This window comes from Achromobacter sp. SLBN-14, assembly GCF_006715415.1.
Classification (GTDB): domain Bacteria; phylum Pseudomonadota; class Gammaproteobacteria; order Burkholderiales; family Burkholderiaceae_B; genus Achromobacter; species Achromobacter mucicolens.
In genome coordinates this window covers 4,577,340-4,599,836 of sequence record NZ_VFNE01000001.1, presented here as the reverse complement: position 1 = coordinate 4,599,836, position 22,497 = coordinate 4,577,340, and the positions used below count along the sequence as shown (strand labels likewise).

The following is a 22,497-nucleotide window of genomic DNA, read 5'->3' as shown; positions in this document are numbered from 1 at the left end:
CATGGAGAGCGACTTGCCCCGCGCGTTTTGCTTAGCCCGTTGAAAAACCACAATGTCGATTGTTCTGTTCCGGAAATTCGATCTCCGGATACAGAAGAACAATCAGTTGGGGCAAGCTCCAGGACGGCATATATAGCAGCAGAATCGCGAGATCAACCCAGATCATCAAAGGCAACCATAGCCGCCCCTGCTTTGTAGTCAGGGACCATTTTATCCAGCGGCCACCGTAACGCATCAGCACATCACTCGGCCTTTCAGGAAGCGTAATGATTTTTGGTGGAGGTAGGTCTTCAACGTTATCCATGAAACGATGAAGCCAAGCCCAGATATGGCTCGCCCAAATCTCACCGTTATACATTACGGGTATCTTCACTAACCGAGGCTCCGACCTGCCACTCAAGTCGGGTCGTCGCAGTTCCGGCGTCGCGTAAGCAAGCAACGCGATGTTGAACACATGGGGTTGCTCAACACCACCAGCGTGCCTGACCCTTGTCGCCAACCTGGAGCGGATGCCACCGCTATCGTTCTCGATGCTCCAGAGTCTGGCATGGGTCAGCATCGTTTCGCTGGTCAGCAGGTAGACGACGTCTGCTTCTTGGGTCGCTGGGGCAGATAGATAAGGTTTGGCGCTGACCGTTTCGGGGCGAGCGAGCCGCCCGGGGATGGCATCGTCTTCGTCTGCAGGACTCCACCAGATGCGCGCAAATCGCATGTCGTCGGTGACTTGATAGTGCTGCGTCCACATCCGGCCGTTCTGGAAGTAGCAGAGGTAAACGTAGGAGCCTGGACGCAGCACGCGCAGACCGTATGCCTTGCCGGCGGTCAGCGCGGGATAGCCCTCAGCGCTTAGCGTGGGAAACACGTCTTTATCCCAGGTGCGCTCTGCAACGCCGTAGCGCAAAGGGTAGATGGGCACACACCGCTGACACGATGGCGGTGAGATGGCCTTGCCCAGTTGTTTTTCATTAGGGCGGTCGGGACCCAGCGCTTTCTTGTGGGGCGTTGTCATAGCGGGGGCCTCATGGCCCACAGGCAACACGAAGGCCTTGGACAGACCTTCCCGCAAGGTGTACACGACGACGTCGAAGGACTTGTCGTCGATGGCAACTGCGAAGCGAAATCGGACTGGATAGGAATGTCGGGCTCCCGGAAACCACAGGCCTTCCACACCACCAATGCGTGCCCAGCCTGCGCGCGCCCATTACGGCACGCCCGCCCAGGCTTGGGTATCAGACAAGTACGATTTTGAAGTTCGTCAGCTTCTATTGCGACAACTGTCAGGCGCGCAAAAAAGCCAGGGCCTGTGCGGGCGGCAGCGCCACCCGCACAGGCCCTGCCTCACGTCCTCGTTTCAGCTTGCGTCGCCTTTGGCGGGCGCAGGCTGCCCATTCGAGCTGCGCACCAGTCCCATCTGCACCGCGATGTACGCGGCCTCGGCCTGGTTGCGTGCGTTCAGCTTCCAATAGAGCGTGCGCGCGTGGCTCTTGACGGTGGCGACCGAGATGCCGACCTGCTGGCCGATCTCGCGCATGGTCTTACCTTGCACGAGCAGTTGCAGGATTTCCTCCTGCCGCTGCGTGAGCTCGCGCAGCTCTTGCACGGACGCGTGCGCGGTGCTGGGCGGCCGGCCGGCGGGTTGCGGGTAGCATTCGCCACCCGCAATCACCAGGCTGACTGCCGCGGCCAGCGCATCGGGGCTGGAAGCCTTGGGCAGATAGCCCGCGACCCCGGCGCGCGCACACGCGGCCATCACGCTCTGGTCCAGCGCTGAATACAGCACCAGCACCAGCCTGGGCATGAAAAAGGCCATGGCCTGCGATAGAAGGCCGATGTCCTCTTCCGCGGTGCCGCTGCAACCGATCACCAGTAACTCCACTGGCTTGTTGATCGAGCTGGACATATTAAGGAGGTGGGCTGGCGAGATGGCCAGGATATCGTCGGCGTTGCGCACACGTTCCAGCACATGCTGAATTGCGACACGAAGCAGAGCGTAGTCTTCGATCAGTACGGTTGTCATCCCGGGAAGAACCTTGTGACGCATGGCCCATTACGGTTCCCATGACGCTGGCGCGACGCCGCGCAATGCGCGGGTTCACGCGCGTCGCCAGGTTCAGGGGAATCCTGTCCGCAGCCTTGGGATTGCAGTGGCGAGACTAAGTGATTCGCCCTATCAATCCATGCTTGCGGACACAACTCATGCTATCAGCGGCTACGTTCGCTGAATCTCGTTCAGGAGGATGATTGGTGGCGGAAAGCGAGGCGACAGCGACGTGAACACCTGCTTTCTATGCCTTAGCCGTATTGGCTATGCGCGGTCCCGGCAGCGTTGGAACGGGCGTTCCTGCTGCCGGGCAGGCAGCGCAAACCTTGCTTAACCGAGCTTGCGCCCATAGATCTGCCCGGCATCCACTTCGCGACCATTCGGTTCATGCCATTCAAGGGTCGCGCCGCGTTGCAGCGCCGCGTACACGGCTTCGCCCTTGTTCTTGACATGCAGGCGTTGGTACAGCGTGCACGCGTGCGTCTTCGCGGTTGCCACCGAAATGTTCAACATCCGGCTTACGGTCTTGATGGGATAGCCCCTTGCAAGCAACACCAACACTTCGTACTGGCGCGGCGTGATCTGCAGGAGCTGTGCGCCCGCGCTGACCGGCATGGCGCCCTTCGCACCGCCTTCTTCCGCATCCCGCGACGGCAAGGCGCATACGGCGGAGGCCGGAGCCTGCAGCGCCTGTTCGCTCGGGAAGCATTGCCCGCCCGCCATTACCAGGCGGATGGCGGCCTCGAGGATCTCGACCGAAGCCGTCTTCATCAGGCAACCGTACACACTGGCGCCAGGCAGGCCTTGCACCGGCATGGGCAAGGGCATGACGTCCGTCAGAAGCAGAATCCGCTTGGGCGTCAGCACGCGCTGAATCTCGTGCAAGGCGCTCCATGCTTCATCGGTATCCACTGGCAATCCATAGATCAGAAGATCGGCGCCCGCGTGCACGCCGTCGGCCTTGGACACGTCCGCAAGGCCCATCCCCTCGATCTCCCACACATCATCCAACTTGCTAAGAATTTGCCACAACCCCAACCGCAGTAGCGGATGGGCTTCAATCAGGACCATCTTGGCCATGGTGTCCTCCCGGTTTTTCGACGGGCCTAGAAGGGATCTTCGCTGTGCTGAAGATATTATTTATCCAGCCCTGCGGGGGTGGTCCGCATATCCCGGAATATCTAATGAAGCTGAACCGGGACGTTTAGGCTGGTCGACTTTGGTAGCCAACATAACGGATGGCATGGAACCCATCTTATGGTTCGGATTTGTCAAAATCAAGACGTTTCAGGGCGATATAATCCGACAAAATCAGAAATCAATCGTTAGCCTTAATCATGTTCCTAAATACGGATGAGGAACCTCATCTCGTCCTTTTTACCGCTAGGGTTTTCACCAGCATCAACCCGTTGCACCCGCGGCTCTCCCTATGACACGGCCTCGGTTTGCCGGCCTGCCACGCCCGGAATGCCCGTGTTACAGACGAAAAAAAGCCACGTCGGGGCATCTGCCTGACGCGGCCTTGGGGTGCCGGATGGGGAGGGAAAGCTGTCAACTTGTATCTGTCGACACATCACGCCGGTGAGCGATCCCTGCAATCGAAATAACGGTAACATTTTTATTTTTACGCCCGCAGGCGTATTTACTCCATATAGGCGAAGTCGAATACCGTGTGCCCCCCCTGATGATGCCAATGGTGCATTGAAGCATGGCGTTTTCTCAGGAAGTTAGCGTAGTGGATCTCGCCATCGGTTTCGACGTAAGTGGAAGGCGAAAGCTCCTCAATCTTGTTCAGCGAGACGCCCTTGCCGTAGTGACAGAAGCCTTGGTACTGGGCGCACCGGATCACGTCTCCGCCAGGCGAGACAACGATTCCGGCGTTTCTGGCGCGCATCGGGTTGCGCACGATCGGGTTGCAGGCGTGGGGCGTCCAGGACGTCGAGCGGGGCGAATCCGAGAAAAACGCGAACAGCTCGTCGCAGTGGCTCTGGCCGTCAGTCCGGTCGATATTTGTTAATAGCCACCAGTATTCGCCGTGTTTAAAAATAATGGTGTCCACGGCAGAAATATTGGTCATCAGATTAACATCCAGCTCCCATTTCAGCGGAAATTCCGTGCATTTCCATAGCTCGATACTGCGATTTCCGCACGTTTCCGGAACCATGTATGTCACGCCTTCGTGTTCAAAAATATACGGAAATGAAAGATGATAAGGCAGGTTCAGCGCGGTGCCCAACAGCCGGAAAGCCCCGTCGGAGTATGTCGCGACGGAGATCGTGCCCTTGCGGGACGTAAAATCATAGTCCTCGAAAAATATATATGGTTTTTTGTCGTGCGTATAAACGAAGGGGTCTGCGAAAAAACGCCCCTTGGGCGGCTGCAATACCATCGCCTCCGATACCACCGCCTGCTGCCGCGCGGAGGGAAACATACCGATCCGCCACCGGACATTGCGTTTCATGATGCGCCGCACAACCAGATCCGACATTAACCACGCCTGGCGCGCAATATATGCGGCGCTGTCCCACTCTGCCGGGTCGGCGCGGCGCGGGCCGCTCATGATCTGCATGGCGGGCGGCGCGACGCCCGGCCGGTCATGGGCCAGCGCCTGCAAGGCGTCATAGACCATGAAGTTTCCCAAACTGAATGCGCGGGCCTGATTCTTCAGCCAGAACACTTCCGTGTTGAAACTGCGCTGGTCCAGGAGTTCGTCGTCTTCCTGCCGCGCGCCGATGCGCCAGAGTTTCACGGTGGTGTGATCTTCGCGCTGAAAGACCTCCCAGAAGCCGGCATAACGGCTGGTTGCCACCGCAATATCCGAATAGCTCAATTGCCACACGCCCAGCCGCGACCAGCTGGAAAGTTGCGAGCGCGTCGCGAGCGACGCGCCCAGCGTGATCACCAGGTCCAGCCCCAGCGCCTGCACCTCGCGGCGCGCCTGCGGATCCTCATCGCCGGGCGCCAGCGGAATCACCGCCGTGCCGGCCTGCTGCAGGCTGTCGCGCATGTCGCGGCACGCCAGCATGTCGCGCTGCTTCTGCGGCAGCAGCTTGCCTTCCAGGCGCGACAGCGTGCCGAACAGCGCCTTCACGCTCAGCCTCGGTGCACTGTCGGCGACCTCACCGTTCATCACCAGCAACGCCGTGAGCTCGAACTCCTGGCTGTGGAGTAGCCACTCAACCATCTCGTGCATCCAGCCGGGTTGCTCATACCCGTCAACCAGCAATCCCACCTTGTACGTCGTCATTTCTCGTGCTCCTGTATCAGGGCGATTGGCCTGCCGCGCCGTGACTGCGCAGGGCCTCGCCCGGCACACACCCGGGGCAATGCTTTTATGTTCTCGCGCTGATACTGCGGGCTTTTGAGCGTGCGTTCCAGAGCGCATTCATCCTAGGACTGGTGTCCGAGGACATTCGGCTAAATCTCAACCTCCCGCGCGGGCCGCGCCTCATGCTTCTTCGCGGCAGGGCCTCGTCCGTACGCACGATGCGAAGCGCGCACGCGGCCAAAGCAACACCACGGCCTCTAGCGCTTAGGGGTAAACCCTATTGGGGATAGCAGAGGCTCGCCTCTCATCCAAGGCTCCCGCATAATGCATTGAAACAAACGTTTGAATTCAACCTTATGCAAGAAATCCGCTCCACACCCACGAGAGAAGCCATCCTGGACACCGCCGAGTCCCTGTTCGCGCAACAAGGACACGAAGCGACGTCGATGCGCCAGATCACCGGCGCGGCCGGTGTGAACCTCGCTTCGGTGAACTATCACTTCGGCTCCAAGGAGTCACTCGTGCAGGCGGTGCTCAAACGCCGCCTGGAAGTGCTGAATCGCGAGCGCATGCGCCTTCTGGACGAACTGGAGGCGCAATCCGGCGGCAAACCCCTGAAGCCCTCGCAGATCGTCGATGCGTTCTTCGGCACGCTGCTGCGCCTGGCCGCCGATCCCGCGCAGGCCGGCAGCACGTTCCTGCCGCTGCTGGAACGCACGATGACCGATCCCACGGATTTCATCCGGGCCCTATTCGCCGAGGAATACGCCGACGTGCTCGCGCGCTACCGCAACGCCCTGTTCGCCGCCCTGCCGGACGTCCCCCGCGCCGAGATCATCTGGCGTTTCCAGTTCATGCTGGGCGCGACGTCGTACGCAATCATGGGCACCGACCTGCTGCGTTCGGTCACCGGCCTGGCCGGCGACGAAGCCGAGCAGCCCAACGACCGCGAACTGCTTCTGCCGCGCCTGATGAGTTTTCTGCTGGGCGGACTGCGTTCGCCCTTGCCGCACGTGAACGCAAGCCCCGGAGGCGCCTGACCGCCGTCCACCGCCCGCCCGGCCGGCGCGCCCTCCTTCGAAGGCCGCCACGCACCTGAAGAACAACGAGGAGACAAGAAAATGTACGCAGTCATCGTCGCGCTGGTTGTCATTGCGCTCCTGGCCGCCGTGTTGCTGGGCGTGCGCCCCATCCGGCGGGCGCTGTTGTCCGCGCCGATCTTCAACCTGTATCGCAAGGTGTTGCCGCAGATGTCGGACACCGAGCGCGATGCGCTCGAGGCGGGCACCGTCTGGTGGGAAGGCGAGCTCTTTCGCGGCCGGCCCGACTGGAGCCGTCTGCTGGCCTATCCCCGCCCGCAACTGACCGACGAAGAGCAGCGCTTTCTGGACAACCAGGCCGAGACCGCGTGCCGCATGGTCAACGACTGGCACGTCACGCAAGAGCGCTTCGACCTGCCCGCCGACGTCTGGAACTATCTGAAGACCGAGGGTTTCCTCGGCATGATCATTCCCAAGCAGTACGGCGGCCTTGCGTTCTCCGCCTACGCCCATTCCGAAATCGTGACCAAGCTATCCACGCGTTCTTCCGCGCTGGCCGTGTCGGTCATGGTGCCGAACTCGCTGGGTCCGGCCGAACTGCTGCTGCATTACGGCACCGAGGAACAGAAGAACCACTATCTGCCGCGCCTGGCCCGCGGCGAGGAAGTGCCGGCGTTTGCGCTGACCAGCCCGTGGGCGGGTTCGGATGCGGCCGCCATTCCCGACAGCGGCATCGTCTGCAAGGGCGAATGGCAGGGCCGCGAGGTGATCGGCATGCGCGTCACCTGGGACAAGCGCTACATCACGCTCGCGCCCGTCTGCACGTTGCTGGGCCTGGCGTTCCGCCTGTACGACCCGGACGGCCTGCTGGGCGGCAAGAAGGACCTGGGCATCACCTGCGCGCTCGTGCCGCACGACCACCCCGGCGTGGACACCGGCCGGCGCCACTTCCCGCTGAACGCCATGTTCATGAACGGCCCGACGCGCGGCGCCGACGTCTTCATGCCGCTGGACTTCATCATCGGCGGTCCCGCCATGGCCGGCCAGGGCTGGCGCATGCTGATGGAATGCCTGGCCGCCGGCCGCTCGATCTCGCTGCCTTCCTCGAACACCGGCATGTCCAAGCTGACAGCGCGCGCGGTGGGCGGCTATGCGCGCGTGCGCAGCCAGTTCCGCATGCCGGTCGGCAAGTTCGAAGGCGTCGAAGAGGCGCTGGCGCGCATTGGCGGACACACCTACATGATGGACGCTGCGCGCACCATGACGGCCGGCGCGGTGGACCTGGGCGAAAAGCCGTCGGTCGTGTCAGCCATCGTCAAATACCACGTCACGGAGCGCGCGCGCCAGGTCGTCAACGACGGCATGGACGTGATCGGCGGCAAGGGCATCTGCCTGGGACCGTCCAACTTCCTGGGCCGCGCCTACCAGCAGATCCCCATCGGCATCACGGTCGAAGGCGCCAATATCCTGACGCGCAGCCTCATCATCTTCGGCCAGGGCGCGATCCGCTGCCACCCCTACGTGCTTGCCGAAATGCAGGCAGCGCAATCGCCGGACCGCAAGCGGGGGCTGGATGATTTCGACGCCGCGTTCTGGGGCCACGCGGGCTTCGTGGTGCGCAACACCTTCCGTGCGCTGGGCACGTCGCTGACCGGCGCGCGGTTTGCCGCCGTGAACGCCGACGTCTCGCCCGCCATGAAGCGCTACTACCAGCTGCTGGGCCGTTATTCCGCGGCATTCGCGATGCTGGCCGACACCTCGATGCTGGTGCTGGGCGGCAGCCTGAAGCGGCGCGAGCGCCTGTCGGCGCGGCTGGGCGACGTGCTGTCGCAGATGTACCTGATCAGCGCCACGCTCAAGCGTTTCGAGGACGAAGGCCGGCAGGCCGCCGACGCGCCGCTGGCGCACTGGTCCATCCAGGACGCATTGTGCAAATTGCAGGAAGCCTTTGACGGCGTGCTGGACAACTTCCCGAACCGTGCGGTGGCCTGGATCATTCGCCGCATTGTGTTTCCGTGGGGCCACAGCCAGATCCCGCCGTCGGACCAGCTTGGCCAGGACGTGGCCCGGCTGCTCATCAGCCCCAGCGCCACGCGCGACCGCCTGACCGCCGGCTGCCATCTGCCCGCCACCGCGGACGAGCCTGTGGGCGCGATCGAGCAGGCGCTGGCCGCCACGCTGGACGCCGAGCCGATCGAGGCCAAGATCCGCGAACTGGAAAAGCGCGGCGTGCTGGACGGAAATCCGCAAGCAAATGTGCGCGACATCGCCGACGCGGCAGTGGCCATCGGCGGCATCACCGCGGAAGAGTACGCGGTGGTCAAGCGCCGCAACCGCTTGCGCGACACCGTGGTGAAAGTGGATGATTTCCCCTTTGACCTCGGCGCCGCCGACGCGGACCGGCCCACGGCCGAACGCAAGGTCGCCTGAGGGAGGTAGCGGATGGCATTCAAACCGGTTTACGTCGTCGACGGTTCACGCACGCCCTTTTTGAAGGCCCGCACGGGCCCGGGCCCCTTCTCTGCCGGGGATCTGGCGGTGCAGGCCGGCCGCGCCCTGCTGCTGCGCCAGCCCTACGCGCCCACCGACCTGGACGAGGTCATCGTGGGTTGCGCGGCGCCCTCGCCCGAAGAGGTCAACATCGGCCGCGTGATTTCGCTGCGGCTAGGTTGCGGCGATCGGGTGCCCGGCTGGACCGTCATGCGCAACTGCGCATCGGGCATGCAAGCGTTGGATTCGGCCATTGCAAACATCCAGAACGGCCGGTCGCACCTGGTGCTGGCCGGCGGCACCGATGCGCTGTCGCGCGCGCCGGTGCTGTTTTCGGACGGCATGGTGCGCTGGCTGTCGCGCTGGTACGCCGCGCGCGGCGTGGGCGCCAAGCTCAAGGCGCTGGGCGGTTTCCGGCCCAAGCACCTGGCGCCCGTGATCGGCCTGCTCAAGGGCCTGACGGACCCGGTTGTGGGCCTGTCGATGGGTCAGACCGCCGAGAACGTCGCCACGCTGTTCAATATCGACCGCGCCGCCATGGATGCATACGCGGCGCGCAGCCACCAGCGCGCGCTGGCGGCCCGCGCCGCCGGCATGCCCGAGGTCACACCGGTCATCGACACGCAGGGCACACTGCACGCCGCGGACGACGGTGTACGCGAAGACTCCACGCCCGACAAGCTGGCCAAACTCAAGCCGGTGTTCGACAAGCCGTGGGGCAACATCACCGCAGGCAACAGTTCTCAGGTCACCGACGGCGCGGCCATGCTGGTGCTGGCTTCGGAAGAAGCCGTGCGCAAATGGAACCTGCGCCCGCTGGGCCGCATCATCGATTCGCAATGGGCCGGGCTGGACCCCGCGATCATGGGCCTGGGCCCCGTGCATGCGGCCACGCCGATCCTGCAGCGCCATGGGCTGGGCTTGAATGACCTGGACCTGTGGGAGATCAACGAAGCCTTCGCGGCGCAGGTGCTAGGCTGCCTGGCCGCGTGGCGGGACGAGGCCTACTGCCAGGAAAACTTCGGCACGCCCGCCTGGGGCGAACTGGACCCCGCGCGCCTCAACGTCGACGGCGGCGCCATTGCCATCGGACACCCGGTGGGCGCCTCGGGGGCACGCATCGTGCTGCATCTGCTGCATGCGCTCAAGCGCCGCGGCGCGCGGCGCGGCATGGCTGCCATCTGCATCGGCGGCGGCCAAGGCGGCGCGATGCTGGTCGAAACCCTGGACGAGGACCGCCCATGACGACATTGGATACGCTTTCCCACTGGCGCCTGGACCGCGACCCCGACGGCGTCGCCTGGCTGACCTTCGACCGCGCGGGCAGCGCGGTCAACGCCCTGTCGGCCGATACCATGGCCGAACTCTCGGTGGTGCTTGACGCGCTGGACCGCGATCCGCCCCAGGGCCTCATCATCCAGTCCGGCAAGGCGACGGGCTTCATCGTGGGCGCCGACGTCAACGAATTCGCCACGCTGGACACGCCCGAACAGGCGCGCGGGCTGGTGTCGCGCGGCTGGAATCTCATGAACCGCCTGGCGGGCGTGCGCTATCCGACGCTGGCGCTGATCCAGGGGCATTGCCTGGGCGGCGGCCTGGAACTGGCGCTGGCTTGCCGCTACCGGCTGGTGGCGGACCAGCCCGGCGCCTCGCTGGCGCTGCCCGAAGTCATGCTTGGCATCTTTCCCGGCTGGGGCGGCATGCTGCGCCTGCCGCAGGTGATCGGCGCGCCGGCTGCGCTGGACATGATGCTGACCGGCCGCGGCGCCGATGCCCGCCGCGCGGCCGCGTTGGGGCTGGTGGACGCGCGCGTGCCGCCACGCCTGCTGCTGGCCGCGGCGCGCCAGACGGTCCTGTCGCGCAAGCCCGCCCGGCGCGCGCGCGGCCTGGGCGCGTTGCTGAACCGCTGGCCACTGAAAGCCATCGTCGCCAACCGCGCCCGCAAGCAGATTGCCGCGAAGGATCCGCTGGGCCATTACCCGGCCGCGCCCGCCATCGTGGAAATCTGGGAAAAGCATGGCGGCAATGCGCTCAAGGCGCCCGACCTCATCGACCGCATTATTTCGTCCGGCACGGCGCGCAACCTGCTGCGCGTGTTCCGCCTGCAAGAGCGTCTGAAGGCCAACGGCAAGCAGCCCGGCGTTGCGCCTGCGCGCCATGTGCACGTGGTGGGCGCGGGCGTAATGGGCGGCGACATTGCCGCCTGGTGCGCGTACAAGGGCATGACCGTGACTTTGCAGGACCAGGAGATGTCCCGCATCGCGCCGGCCCTCAAGCGCGCCGCAGCGCTTTACACGCGCCGCCTGAAAGACCCGCGACTGGCGCGCGCCGCCTTCGACCGGCTGGTGCCGGACCCGGAAGGCAACGGCGTGCCGCTGGCCGACGTTATCATCGAGGCCATCAGCGAGCAGCCCGACGCCAAACGCGCGCTGTACCGGTCGCTGGAACCGCGCATGAAGCCGGATGCGCTGCTGGCCACCAACACGTCCAGCCTGTCGCTTGAAACGCTGCGCGAAGGCCTTGCGCGGCCGGAGCGTCTGCTGGGCATTCATTTCTTCAATCCCGTGGCCAAGATGCCGCTCGTGGAAGTCGTGCACGCGCAAGGCGGCGACCCCGACGCCCAGACCCGCGCCTGCGCCTTCGTGGGGCAGATCGACAAGCTGGCGATGCCGGTCAAGAGCGCGCCCGGCTTCCTGGTGAATGCGGTGCTGGCGCCCTACCTGCTGCAGGCCATGCGCAGCGTGGACGAAGGCGTCGCGCCGGAAACCGTGGACGCCGCGATGGTGGCCTTCGGCATGCCGATGGGGCCGCTGGAGCTGGCCGACACCGTGGGCCTGGACATCGCACGCGACGCCGGCGCGCAACTGGCCGGCGGCGCCGAGCCGCCACGTTGCCTGGCCGAGCGCCTGGCGCGCAACGAGCTGGGCAAAAAGAGCGGCAAGGGCTTTTACACCTGGCGCGATGGCAAGCCGGTCAAGCAGCGCAGCGCGGATCCCGCCGCAGCGCCCGCCGGCCTGGCCCAGCGCCTGATCCAGCCGCTCATCGACGCCACGCGGGAACGGGTCGCGGGCGGCATCGTGGCCGACGCCGATCTGGCGGATGCCGGCGTGATTTTTGGGACGGGCTTCGCGCCATTCACGGGAGGCCCCTTGCATTACGAAGCAGGCAGCACCAAGCAGGACCGCAGCACAGCGGCTCGCGCCGATTAGACCGGCGAAACCAGGCCGGCAGTGGAAGAGAGACACACATCCAACTCGAGGAGGCAGTACCATGCGCAGACGTCCATTGTCCCTGAGCACCCTGTCGGCCATCCTGGTCGGCCTGGGCGCATCCGCAACGTCCTACGGCGCCGGTTTTCAGCTCTTGGAGCAGAACGCCAGCGGCCTGGGCAACGCGTATGCGGGCTCGGCGGCAAACCCGGAGAATGCCAGCATCATGTATTTCAACCCGGCAGGCTTGACCTATCTGCCGGGCCTTAATTTCTCCGGCGGGGTAAACCTGATCAAACCGTCGTTCAAGTTTTCGGACAACGGAAACAGCCGCAACCCCAGCGCGCCGGGCATTCCCGGATCGGGCTTGAACGGTTCGGTTCCCACCGGCGGCAATGGCGGGGACGCGGGCCATCTGGGCGTCGTGCCCAACCTCTACGCCTCCTGGCAACTGAACGAGCAGTGGTACATCGGTCTGGGCGTCGGCGCACCGTTCGGCCTGATGACCGAATACGACGACGGCTGGGTCGGTCAATACCACTCGAACAAGTTCGACATCAAGACCATCAACGTCAACCCGTCCATCGCCTACAAGGTCAACGAGAAATTCTCGATGGGCTTCGGCGTGAACTGGCAACACATCGACGCCACCTACAAGAAAAAAACCGTGGTGCCCATCGCCGGGCTGCCGCTGGCCACCAATGGCGACGCCGACCTGAACCTGAAGGGCGATGCGTGGGGCTGGAACGTCGGCTTCATGCTGCAACCCACCGAAGACACGCGCATCGGCCTGTCGTACCGCTCGAAGATCAAGCACTCGGCCAAGGGCGACACCGACATCGACAACATCGGCCCCACCGGCCAGTCCGTGTCGTTCGATGCCAAGGCCAACGTCGACCTGCCCGACACGTTGATTCTTAGCGCCACGCACCAGCTCAACGAAAAATGGGAACTGCTGGGCGACGTGTCGTGGACCGGCTGGAGCAGCATCCCCCAGTTGAAGATCAAGAACTCGGGTCCGGGCGCGCGCGACGATGTGCTGCCGCTCAACTTCCGCGATACCTGGCGCGTTGCCGTGGGCACCAACTACAAGTTCGCCCCCGCCTGGAAGTGGAAGTTCGGCCTGGCGTTCGATCAGTCGCCGGTGCATGACGCCGCCGACCGTCCCACGTCCCTGCCCGACAACGACCGCTACTGGTTCTCGACCGGCGTGCAATGGGCCGCCACGAAGGACACCACGATCGATCTGGGCTACACCTATCTGTACCTGCGCAAGACGGACATCGACACCACGTCCGGCAGCGCGGCCACCAAGGGCCGTGTCGCGGGCACCTACGACAGCAGCGGCCACATCCTCGGCCTGCAACTCTCGTCCCGCTTCTAGCCGTGAACCGGGGGACGGCCGCGCGCCGTCCCCCGCTTTTTCAGGAGACTCCCTTGAGCAAGTTCGTCGTCAAAAACGTCGCCGTGCTGGGTGCCGGCGTCATGGGCGCGCAGATCGCCGCCCACCTGGCCAATGCCGGCGTGCCGGTCACGCTGTTCGACCTGGCCGCCCGCGAAGGCGACCGCAACGGCACCGTCAAGAAGGCGCTGGCCGGCCTGAAAAAACTGGAACCGGCGCCGCTGGCCGGCGCCTCGCGCCTGGCGCTCATCACGCCCGCCAATTACGATGACGACCTCGCCCGCCTGAGCGGCTGCGATCTCGTCATCGAAGCCATCGCCGAGCGCATGGATTGGAAGACGGCACTGTACGAGCGCATCGCGCCGCACGTGGCGCCCGGCGCCATCGTGGCCTCGAATACGTCCGGCCTGTCCATCGACGCGCTGGCCAACGCGCTGCCCGCCGGGCTGCGCGACCGCTTCTGCGGCATCCATTTCTTCAATCCGCCGCGCTACATGCGCCTGGTGGAGATCATTGCCACCTCGCACACGCAACCGGACGTGCTGGACCAGCTGGAAACCTGGCTGACCTCCGCGCTGGGCAAGGGCGTGATCCGCGCGCTGGACACCCCGAACTTCGTTGCCAACCGCATTGGCGTGTTTTCGATCCTGGCCGCCATGCACCATACCGCGCGGCTGGGCCTGGCCTTCGACGAAGTCGACGCGCTGACCGGTCCCAAGATCGGCCGCCCCAAGAGCGCCACGTACCGCACCGCCGACGTGGTGGGGCTGGACACGCTGGCCCACGTGGTGGGCACGATGGAAAAGAACCTGCCGGACGATCCGTGGCACCGGTACTTCGCGCTGCCGGACTGGCTGTCGGCGCTGATCTCCAAGGGCGCGCTGGGCCAGAAGAGCGGCGCGGGTGTCTACCGCAAGCAGGGCCGAGAGATCCAGGTGCTGGATCTGAAAAAGCAGGATTACGCGCCAGGAACGGGCAAGCTGGCCGATGAAGTGGCCGCGCTGCTCAAGGAACGCGACCCGGCCAAGCGCTTTGCCGCCCTGCGCGCCAGCGAGCATCCGCAGGCGCAATTCCTGTGGAGCCTGTTCCGCGACATCTTCCACTACAGCGCCGTGCAGCTCGAGCACGTGGCCGACAACGCGCGCGACCTGGACCTGACCATGCGCTGGGGCTTCGGCTGGTCGCAAGGCCCGTTCGAAACCTGGCAGGCCGCGGGCTGGCAGGCCATCGCCGCCGCCGTGGCCGAGGACATCGCCGCCGGCCGCGCCATGAGCGACACGCCCCTGCCCGCCTGGGTGCTGGAACCGGACCGCCAGGGCGTGCATGCGCCGCAAGGCTCGTACTCCGCCCGCACGGGCAAGCTGCACCCGCGCTCGACGTTGCCGGTGTACGCGCGACAGCTGTTCCCGGAACGCGTCGTGGGCGAAGCCGCCGACGACCGCGGCGTCACGGTCTGGGAAAACGAAGGCGTGCGCCTGTGGAATCTGCCGCAGGTCGACGCCGGCATCGCCATCCTGTCGGTCACGTCGCGCAACCACACGCTGGGCGCCGAGGTGCTGGAAGGCGTGCTGCAGGCGGTGGCCAAGGCCGAACGTGAATTCGACGGCCTGGTCATCTGGCACGACGCGCCGTTTGCGGTGGGCGCCAACCTGCAGCAGGTCGTTGAAGCCTGCGCGGCGGGCCAGTGGGACATGCTGGAAGCCACGGTCGAAAAATTCCAGCGGGCTTCGCAGTCGTTCAAGTACGCGCAGATCCCGACCTTTGCCGCGGTGCAGGGCATGGCGCTGGGCGGCGGCTGCGAATTCCTGATGCACGCCTCGCACCGCGTGCTGGCGCTGGAAAGCTACATCGGGTTGGTCGAGGCCGGCGTCGGCCTCATTCCGGCGGGCGGCGGCAGCAAGGAGTTCGCCGCGCGCGCGGCGGCGCTGGCGGCCAAGACGGCCACGCCCGGCGAAGTCTTCCCCTACCTGCAACCGGTCTTCCAGACCATTGCGATGGCCCAGGTCGCCAAGAGCGCACTGGAAGCCATCGAGGCCGGCTTTGCCCGCGAACACGACATCGTGCTGTTCCATCCCGGCGAACTGTTGTATGTGGCCATCGGCCAGGCACGCGCCGCGGCACAGGCAGGCTACACGCCGCCTGCCCGCCTGCAGAACGTGCCGGTGGCCGGCCGCAACGGCATCGCCAACTTCGAGATGGTGCTGGTCAACATGCGCGAAGGCGGCATGATCAGCGCGCACGACTACCGCGTGGCCCGCAGCGCGGCCGTCGCGCTGTGCGGCGGCGAGGTGGAGACCGGCACCAAGGTCGACGAAGAATGGCTGCTGGCCGTGGAGCGCAAGGAATTCGTGGCGCTGCTGCGCACGCCTGAGACCCAGGCGCGCATCCGCCACACCCTGGAAACCGGCAAGCCGCTACGGAACTAGCTTAAAGGAAATGGATATGAGCACGCAGATCCAAGACGCCTACATCGTTGCCGCCACGCGCCTGCCGGTGGGCAAGCGCAATGGCGCCTACATCACCACCCGCCCCGACGACATGCTGGCCGCCGCGCTGAACGGCGCGCTGGCGCAGGCGCCCGGGCTGGACGCCGCCCGCATCGACGACGTGATCGCCGGATGCGCCATGCCCGAGGCCGAACAGGGCATGAACGTGGCCCGCATCAGCCTGCTGCTGGCCGGCCTGCCGCAAAGCGTGGCGGGCGTCACCGTCAACCGCTTCTGCGCGTCGGGACTGCAGGCCGTGGCGGATGCCGCCGCCCGCATTCGGCTGGGCGAGGCCGACATCATGATCGGCGCGGGCACCGAATCCATGAGCGCCATGCCGCAGATCATGGGCAACAAGGTGTCCATGAACCCTGCCATCTTCGCTCACGAAGAAAACATCGGCATGGCGTTCGGCATGGGCCTGACCGGCGAAAAGGTCGCCGAACGCTGGAAGGTGTCGCGCGAGGATCAGGACGCCTTTGCGCTGGCCTCGCACCAGAAGGCCTGCGCGGCGATTGCCGCCGGCCACTTCCGCGCCGAGACCACGCCTTTTGAGGTCGTCACGCACCTGCCGGACGGCGCCAGCGGCGCGGTGCGCGTCGCGCGCCGCCTCGTCGAGGTCGACGAAGGCCCGCGTCCCGACAGCAGCCTGGAAGCGCTGGCGCGGCTCAAGCCGGTCTTCTCCACGCGCGGCAGCGTCACGGCGGGCAACAGCTCGCAGATGTCGGACGGCGCGGCGGCCGTGATCCTGGTGTCCGATCGCATCCTGCGCGAATTCAACCTGAGCCCGCTGGCGCGCTTCGTGGGCTTTGCCGTGGCCGGTGTGCCGCCCGAGGTCATGGGCATCGGCCCCGTCGCCGCCATCCCGAAGGTGCTGGAACGCGCCGGCATCAAGCAGGACGCGCTGGACTGGATCGAGCTCAACGAAGCGTTCGCGGCCCAGTCGCTGGCCGTGATCCGCGAGCTGAACCTGGATCCGGCCAAGGTCAACCCGCTGGGCGGGGCCATTGCGCTGGGCCACCCGCTGGGGGCCACGGGCGCGATCCGCACCGCGACGATCACGCACGGGCTGCGCCGCACCGGCGGCAAGTACGGGCTGGTCACGATGTGCATCGGCACCGGCATGGGCGCGGCCGGCCTGTTCGAGGCCATGTAACCAAACGGCGGCCAGCGTGAAGCCCTACTGGTTCAAGAACCTGTCGCCCGAGTGGCGCGCGCGGCTGATGCGGGTGGGCTTCAACCTGCATCCGGCCTTTCGCGCCACCGGCGGCCGCGTGCTGCACGTGTCGCCGGACTTCCAGCACATACGCATCAAGCTGCCGCTCTTGCGCCGCACCCGCAACATCGTGGGGTCGATGTACGGCGGCTCGCTCTTTGCGGTAACCGACGGCGCCCACCCGACCATGCTGATGTCGGCGTTGGGCCCGGATCACATCGTCTGGGACAAGGCGGCCAGCATCCGTTTCCGCAAGCCCGCCTACACCACGCTGTATGTCGACTTCCGGCTGCCGCCGGGCGAGATCGCCGAAATCCGGCGCTTGCTCGCCACGCACCACGAAACGACCCGCACCTACACGGTCGAACTGAAAGACAAGGACGACGTCGTGTACGCCGTCGTGGAACGCACGATCTACATCGCAGACAAGAAGTTCTACAAGCAGAAGAACACTGGAGGTGACAAATGCGTTTCAACCCCGGAGGGCGCACCGCCGCCCTGAGCCTGATTCTCGCGGCCTGCCTGGCGGGCGCGCCCGCCTTTGCCGACGTGGACGTTGCCGGCGTGCGCGTGCCCGAACAGCTTGCCGAAGGCAGCCAGGCGCTGACGCTGAACGGCGCGGGCCTGCGCACCCGTTTCGTCGTGAAGGTCTACGTGGCCGCGCTGTACGTCACCACGAAAAGCCACGACGCCGCGGCACTTATTGACAGCACGCAGCCGCGCCGCATGCGGCTGCGGATGCTGCGCGACGTCGACAGCAAGAGCCTGGACGGCGCGCTGCAGGACGGATTGCGAGACAATACGACCTCGCAGGAACTTGCCGCGCTGAAAGCGCCCGCCGAGCGCCTGTCACGCTTGATGAGCGACATCGGCGCCGCGCGCGAGGGCGACGTCATCGATCTGGACTTCGATGCCCGCGGCGTCGCCATTGCCAGCAACGGCAAGCCGCGCGGGCGCATCGACGATCCCGCCTTCGCCCGCGCCCTGCTTCGCGTCTGGCTGGGCGACAGCCCCGCGCAGGCCTCCCTGAAGAAAGCCCTGCTGGGCAACTAGGGCCTTGCGCCCCAACGGAACCGCAAGACATGGAACGAATCTGGCACAAGAGCTATCCCTACGGTGTGCCCGCCGAGATCGGGACCGACAGCGCGACCACCCTGGTGACGATCATCCAGGAGAGCTTCCGGCGCTTTCCCAGCAAGACGGCCTACATCAGCATGGGCAAATCGATCACCTATGCCGAACTGGACGCGCTGACGCGACGCTTCGCCGCATGGCTGCACGCGCACGGCCTTGGCCGCGGCGACCGCGTCGCGCTGATGATGCCCAATCTGCTGCAGTATCCCGTCTGCCTCTTCGGCGCCCTGCGCGCCGGCTGCATCGTGGTGAACTGCAACCCGCTCTACACCGCGCACGAGCTTGAACACCAGCTTGCCGATGCGGGCGCGCGCGCCATCGTGGTCGCGGACAACTTTGCGGCCACGCTGCAAAAGGCGTTGCCCGCCACGCAAATCGAACGCGTGCTGGTGACGTCCATCGGCGAGATGCTGGGTCCCATCAAGGGGCGTCTTGTGGACTTTGCCGTGCGGCGCGTCAAGCGCATGGTGCCGGCGTGGTCGCTGCCCGGCTCGCAGAAACTGGGCGATGCGCTGCGCCAAGCCCGCGACCTGCCGTTCACCGACGTGCCGCTCACGGCTGCCGACCTGGCGTTTCTGCAGTACACGGGCGGCACGACCGGCGTGGCCAAAGCCGCCATGCTGTCGCACGGCAACCTGGTGGCAAACGTCAGCCAGGCCTACGCGTGGGTCAGGCCCCTGGTGAAAGACGGCGAGGAATGCATCGTCACGGCCCTGCCGCTGTATCACATCTTTGCGCTGACGGCGAATTGCCTGACGTTCATGAAACTGGGCGCAAGCAACCTGCTCATCATCAATCCGCGCGATATTCCGGGGCTGATAAAAGAGATGGGCAAGGTGCCGTTCTCGGCATTCACTGGCGTGAACACGCTCTTTAACGCGCTGCTCAACCACCCGGATTTTGCCCACCTGGATTTCTCGCGGCTGCGCTTGACGATGGGCGGCGGCATGGCGGTGCAGCGCTCGGTCGCAGACCGCTGGCGCGCCGCAACGGGCGTGTCGATCGCGCAGGCTTACGGGCTTACGGAAACGTCGCCCGCCGTCACCATCAATCCCCTGGACACCAAGATCTTCAACGGGTCCATCGGCTTGCCCGTGCCCTCCACCGACCTGTCGATCCGCGACGACGCCGGCCGCGAACTGGGGGTCGGGGAAAACGGCGAGATCTGCGTGCGCGGCCCGCAGGTCACGAAGGGCTATTGGAACCGGCCGGACGAGACGGCGCTGGTCATGTACCCGGACGGCTTCCTGCGCACGGGCGACATTGGCTACGTCGACGAGACGGGCTATGTCTATCTGGTCGACCGCAAGAAGGACATGATCCTGGTGTCGGGCTTTAACGTGTACCCGAACGAAGTCGAGGACGTGGCAGCGCTGCACCCGGGCGTGCGCGAGGTGGCGGCGGTGGGCGTGCCTGACGAGCGCTCCGGCGAGGCCGTCAAGCTCTACGTCATCCGCAAGGATCCCACGCTGGACGCGGACACGTTGATCGCGCATTGCCGCACGCAGCTCACGGGGTACAAGGTGCCTCGGTACATCGAATTCCGCGACGACCTGCCGCGCACCACCGTGGGCAAGATCCTGCGGCGCGAACTGCGCCCGGACGCGCAAGGCGGGGCGCCGGCCATTGCGTCCCACGCGGCGACCGACGCCATCGGCAACGCCGCCGCTCCCGCTCCCGCCATCACCCGCCAGGCGACCGGCCAGGACTGATCGCCGCGGGCGCGCCGCCTTTCGGCCCACGCGGCACTGTCGCACGCGGGCAACAGCGCCCGCGTCGGCCCCGGGCGCGGTCCTGCGCGTCAACCCGCTGAATTCGCAAGGCTTTTCTTCGGCAATTCCCAAAGCCCCGCGCTGCCGCAGGGCTTTTTTACATCTTCCCCGACGTCCGCTATTGGCTGTGTCCATCAACACAATTAATAATAGTTATCGTTGTTATTTCTATGAGTAACTGTTCGCGCCCTTAGCCGCGCCAGTGGGGAGATCCTTTTGAAACGCCATCACACTCCGGCCGCCCTGCGCGCGCGGCTGCGCCCCCGTGTTCCCGCCGCCGCCGCGCTGGCCGCCTGCCTGGGCGCGGGCGCCGCGCACGCGCAACCCGAGCAGCCCGCCACGCTGCCCGCCGTGCAGGTCCTTGGCACCGGCGAGACCGCCACCGGCCCCGTCGACGGCTACGTGGCCCGGCGCAGCGCCACCGGCACCAAGACCGACACGCCGCTGTCCGAGACGCCGCAAGCGATCACCGTGATCCCGCGCGAGCAGATCATCGACCAGGGCGCGCAGAACGTGCAGGACACGATGAACTACGCGGCGGGCGTGCGTCCGAATGCCTACGGCGTGGACAACCGCGGCGATTACGTGCGCGTGCGCGGCGTGGAGCCCGTGCAGTACCTGGACGGCCTGCGCCAGTTCTTCAACTACAACAACCCGCGCACCGAGGTCTACGGCCTGGAACGCGTCGAGGTGCTGCGCGGCCCGGCGTCGATGCTGTACGGACAGGGCAGCACGGGCGGCATCGTCAACCTGGTCAGCAAGCGCCCGCAGGCCGAACAGCAGGGCGAAATCGGCGTGCAACTGGGCAACTTCAACCGCCGCGAAATCCAGGCGGACATCACCGGTCCGCTGACCGAGGACGGCCAGTGGCTGTACCGCGTGGTGGCCCTGGGCCGCGACAGCGACACGCAGGTGCAGTACGCGCAGGACGACCGGATGTTTCTTGCCCCGTCGCTCACGTGGCAGCCCAGCGCGGCCACCTCGCTCACGCTGCTGGCCTCGTGGCAGAAGGACCGGTCCGGCACGACGCAGTCGTTCCTGCCCTGGAGCGGCACCGTCGACCACAATCCGAACGGCCGCATCCCCACGCGCCGCTTCGCCAGCGAGCCGGGCTTTGACGCCTACGACACCGAGCAATTCAACGTGGGCTGGCTGTTCGAACACCAGTTCAACGACACCTGGAAGGTCCGCCAGAGCTTTCGCAACACGGTCAGCAGCGTCGACTACAAGTCGCTCTATCCGAACGTTTATGGCGACCGCCGCGGCGATTCGTACATCGACGCCGCGCAGACCACCGTCGACCGCTACTACTACATCAACAAGCCCCGCATGCGCACCCTGCTGGCCGACCAGAACCTGGAAGGCAAGCTGAACTGGGGCCGCACGCAGCACACCGTCATCGTGGGCATGGACTACACGCGCTACCGCGAAACCGGCCAGTCCGACAGCGGGCTGGGATCGCCGCTGAACCTGTACCACCCGGTATACGGCAACGCGCCGGACTACACGCTGACCGACACGCCCAAGCAGCGGCAGCAGCAAATAGGCTTCTACGCGCAGGACCAGATCACGTTCGACAAGAACTGGATCCTGCTGGCGGGCATCCGCCGCGATCGTGTCGAAAGCACGACCGAGGGCCAGGACAAGGAAACCGACCAAGCCACCACCAAGCGCTTCGGCCTGATGTACGCGGCCGACAACGGCTGGTCGCCCTACGTGAGCTACAGCGAGTCCTTCACCCCCATCGCGGGCGCGGACTTCTACAACCAGCGCTGGAAGCCCATGCGCGGCAAGCAGTGGGAAGTGGGACTGAAGTACATGCCGCCCGGCGCCGACCTGGAATTCACGGCAGCGGCGTACGACCTGCGCGAAAGCAACCGCCAGACCAACGATCCGGACAACCCCAACAACCAGATCCAGGCAGGCAAGACGCGCACGCGCGGCGTCGAACTGGAGATGCGCGGCCGCGTCACCCAGAATGTGGACGTGATCGCCAACTACATCTACACCGACATCGATCCGCAGCTTGAAGGCATGCCCAAGCACATGGCGTCGCTGTGGGGCAAATACCGCTTCACGCTCGCGGGCCAGCCCGGCTTCGCGGTCGGCGCCGGCACCCGCTTCCTGTCCAAGTTCCGCGACGGCGGCGCGCCGGAAACGCCGTCGGTGACGCTGTTCGATGCGATGGTCAGCTACACGAACGGACCGTGGCGCTACGCGCTCAACGTCAACAACATCGCGGACCGCACGTATGAAGTGGTGTGCCTGGACCGCGGAGACTGCTTCTACGGCGCGCGCCGCACGGTCATGTTGAGCGGCGCCTACCGCTTCTGACGCCCAAACCGTCCCCATATCCGGGACGGACACCTCGGGTCAACCTGTACGTACATGCTGTACGTACAGGTGTACACTACGATTTTTTCAACCGTCCGACAGACG

15 protein-coding genes are annotated in these 22,497 nt (G+C 65.5%); 11 read left to right on the top strand and 4 right to left on the bottom strand.

Annotation, left to right across the window (positions count from 1 at the left end):
* Window positions 1–31: 31 nt before the first annotated feature.
* The 4 genes from FBY20_RS21070 to FBY20_RS21055 all read right to left on the bottom strand — a co-directional run bounded on the left by FBY20_RS21070 (window position 32) and on the right by FBY20_RS21055 (window position 5,288).
* Window positions 32–1,009: a toxin VasX gene (locus FBY20_RS21070; RefSeq protein WP_142054413.1), complete on the bottom strand. Its 978-nt coding sequence runs from the start codon at window positions 1,007–1,009 to the stop codon at window positions 32–34.
* 342 nt (window positions 1,010–1,351) lie between these two features.
* Window positions 1,352–2,017, bottom strand: a complete 666-nt coding sequence (locus FBY20_RS21065) for a response regulator transcription factor (RefSeq protein WP_056323669.1) — start codon at window positions 2,015–2,017, stop codon at window positions 1,352–1,354.
* 354 nt (window positions 2,018–2,371) lie between these two features.
* Window positions 2,372–3,121 carry a response regulator transcription factor gene (locus FBY20_RS21060; RefSeq protein WP_056323666.1) on the bottom strand — a complete coding sequence of 250 codons (750 nt, stop codon included), beginning with the start codon at window positions 3,119–3,121 and terminating at the stop codon, window positions 2,372–2,374.
* Window positions 3,122–3,683: 562 nt separating this feature from the next.
* On the bottom strand, window positions 3,684–5,288 hold the full coding sequence (locus tag FBY20_RS21055; RefSeq protein ID WP_142054411.1) for a hypothetical protein: 1,605 nt from the start codon (window positions 5,286–5,288) through the stop codon (window positions 3,684–3,686).
* A gap of 377 nt (window positions 5,289–5,665) precedes the next feature.
* Between FBY20_RS21055 and FBY20_RS28030 the strand changes: the two genes are divergently transcribed.
* From FBY20_RS28030 to FBY20_RS21000, 11 genes are all read left to right on the top strand, one after another.
* Window positions 5,666–6,349 (top strand): TetR/AcrR family transcriptional regulator, encoded by a 684-nt coding sequence (locus tag FBY20_RS28030; RefSeq protein WP_056323661.1) that lies wholly within the window; start codon window positions 5,666–5,668, stop codon window positions 6,347–6,349.
* 81 nt (window positions 6,350–6,430) lie between these two features.
* Window positions 6,431–8,779, top strand: a complete 2,349-nt coding sequence (locus FBY20_RS21045) for an acyl-CoA dehydrogenase (protein WP_142054409.1) — start codon at window positions 6,431–6,433, stop codon at window positions 8,777–8,779.
* A gap of 12 nt (window positions 8,780–8,791) precedes the next feature.
* Window positions 8,792–10,084, top strand: a complete 1,293-nt coding sequence (locus FBY20_RS21040; RefSeq protein WP_142054406.1) for an acetyl-CoA C-acetyltransferase — start codon at window positions 8,792–8,794, stop codon at window positions 10,082–10,084.
* Window positions 10,081–12,048, top strand: coding sequence for a 3-hydroxyacyl-CoA dehydrogenase NAD-binding domain-containing protein (locus FBY20_RS21035; protein WP_142054404.1), 1,968 nt, complete (start codon window positions 10,081–10,083; stop codon window positions 12,046–12,048). Before FBY20_RS21040 ends, FBY20_RS21035 begins: the two co-directional genes overlap by 4 nt.
* A 61-nt stretch (window positions 12,049–12,109) precedes the next feature.
* Window positions 12,110–13,432 carry an OmpP1/FadL family transporter gene (locus FBY20_RS21030; RefSeq protein ID WP_056323651.1) on the top strand — a complete coding sequence of 441 codons (1,323 nt, stop codon included), beginning with the start codon at window positions 12,110–12,112 and terminating at the stop codon, window positions 13,430–13,432.
* Between the two features lie 53 nt (window positions 13,433–13,485).
* Complete coding sequence (locus FBY20_RS21025; RefSeq protein ID WP_142054402.1) at window positions 13,486–15,876, top strand: 3-hydroxyacyl-CoA dehydrogenase/enoyl-CoA hydratase family protein; 2,391 nt, start codon at window positions 13,486–13,488, stop codon at window positions 15,874–15,876.
* 16 nt (window positions 15,877–15,892) lie between these two features.
* A complete protein-coding gene (locus FBY20_RS21020) occupies window positions 15,893–17,092 on the top strand; it encodes an acetyl-CoA C-acyltransferase (RefSeq protein ID WP_056323645.1) in 1,200 nt (399 codons plus the stop codon).
* A 16-nt stretch (window positions 17,093–17,108) separates the two neighbouring features.
* Entirely contained in the window at window positions 17,109–17,654 is a 546-nt protein-coding gene (locus FBY20_RS21015; RefSeq protein WP_056323642.1) for a DUF4442 domain-containing protein, read from the top strand.
* Entirely contained in the window at window positions 17,618–18,205 is a 588-nt protein-coding gene (locus tag FBY20_RS21010) for a chalcone isomerase family protein (protein ID WP_142054400.1), read from the top strand. The genes FBY20_RS21015 and FBY20_RS21010 overlap by 37 nt, the downstream gene beginning before the upstream one ends.
* A 29-nt stretch (window positions 18,206–18,234) precedes the next feature.
* Window positions 18,235–19,998 carry an AMP-binding protein gene (locus FBY20_RS21005; RefSeq protein WP_142054398.1) on the top strand — a complete coding sequence of 588 codons (1,764 nt, stop codon included), beginning with the start codon at window positions 18,235–18,237 and terminating at the stop codon, window positions 19,996–19,998.
* A 276-nt stretch (window positions 19,999–20,274) separates the two neighbouring features.
* On the top strand, window positions 20,275–22,392 hold the full coding sequence (locus tag FBY20_RS21000) for a TonB-dependent siderophore receptor (protein WP_370458351.1): 2,118 nt from the start codon (window positions 20,275–20,277) through the stop codon (window positions 22,390–22,392).
* Window positions 22,393–22,497 lie beyond the last annotated feature (105 nt).

Coding starts and splice junctions, on each gene's coding strand:
- FBY20_RS21070 (WP_142054413.1), bottom strand. CDS start 1,009: ATGACAACGCCCCACAAGAAAGCGCTGGGTCCCGACCGCCCTAATGAA.
- FBY20_RS21065 (WP_056323669.1), bottom strand. CDS start 2,017: ATGACAACCGTACTGATCGAAGACTACGCTCTGCTTCGTGTCGCAATT.
- FBY20_RS21060 (WP_056323666.1), bottom strand. CDS start 3,121: ATGGCCAAGATGGTCCTGATTGAAGCCCATCCGCTACTGCGGTTGGGG.
- FBY20_RS21055 (WP_142054411.1), bottom strand. CDS start 5,288: ATGACGACGTACAAGGTGGGATTGCTGGTTGACGGGTATGAGCAACCC.
- FBY20_RS28030 (WP_056323661.1), top strand. CDS start 5,666: ATGCAAGAAATCCGCTCCACACCCACGAGAGAAGCCATCCTGGACACC.
- FBY20_RS21045 (WP_142054409.1), top strand. CDS start 6,431: ATGTACGCAGTCATCGTCGCGCTGGTTGTCATTGCGCTCCTGGCCGCC.
- FBY20_RS21040 (WP_142054406.1), top strand. CDS start 8,792: ATGGCATTCAAACCGGTTTACGTCGTCGACGGTTCACGCACGCCCTTT.
- FBY20_RS21035 (WP_142054404.1), top strand. CDS start 10,081: ATGACGACATTGGATACGCTTTCCCACTGGCGCCTGGACCGCGACCCC.
- FBY20_RS21030 (WP_056323651.1), top strand. CDS start 12,110: ATGCGCAGACGTCCATTGTCCCTGAGCACCCTGTCGGCCATCCTGGTC.
- FBY20_RS21020 (WP_056323645.1), top strand. CDS start 15,893: ATGAGCACGCAGATCCAAGACGCCTACATCGTTGCCGCCACGCGCCTG.
- FBY20_RS21010 (WP_142054400.1), top strand. CDS start 17,618: ATGCGTTTCAACCCCGGAGGGCGCACCGCCGCCCTGAGCCTGATTCTC.
- FBY20_RS21005 (WP_142054398.1), top strand. CDS start 18,235: ATGGAACGAATCTGGCACAAGAGCTATCCCTACGGTGTGCCCGCCGAG.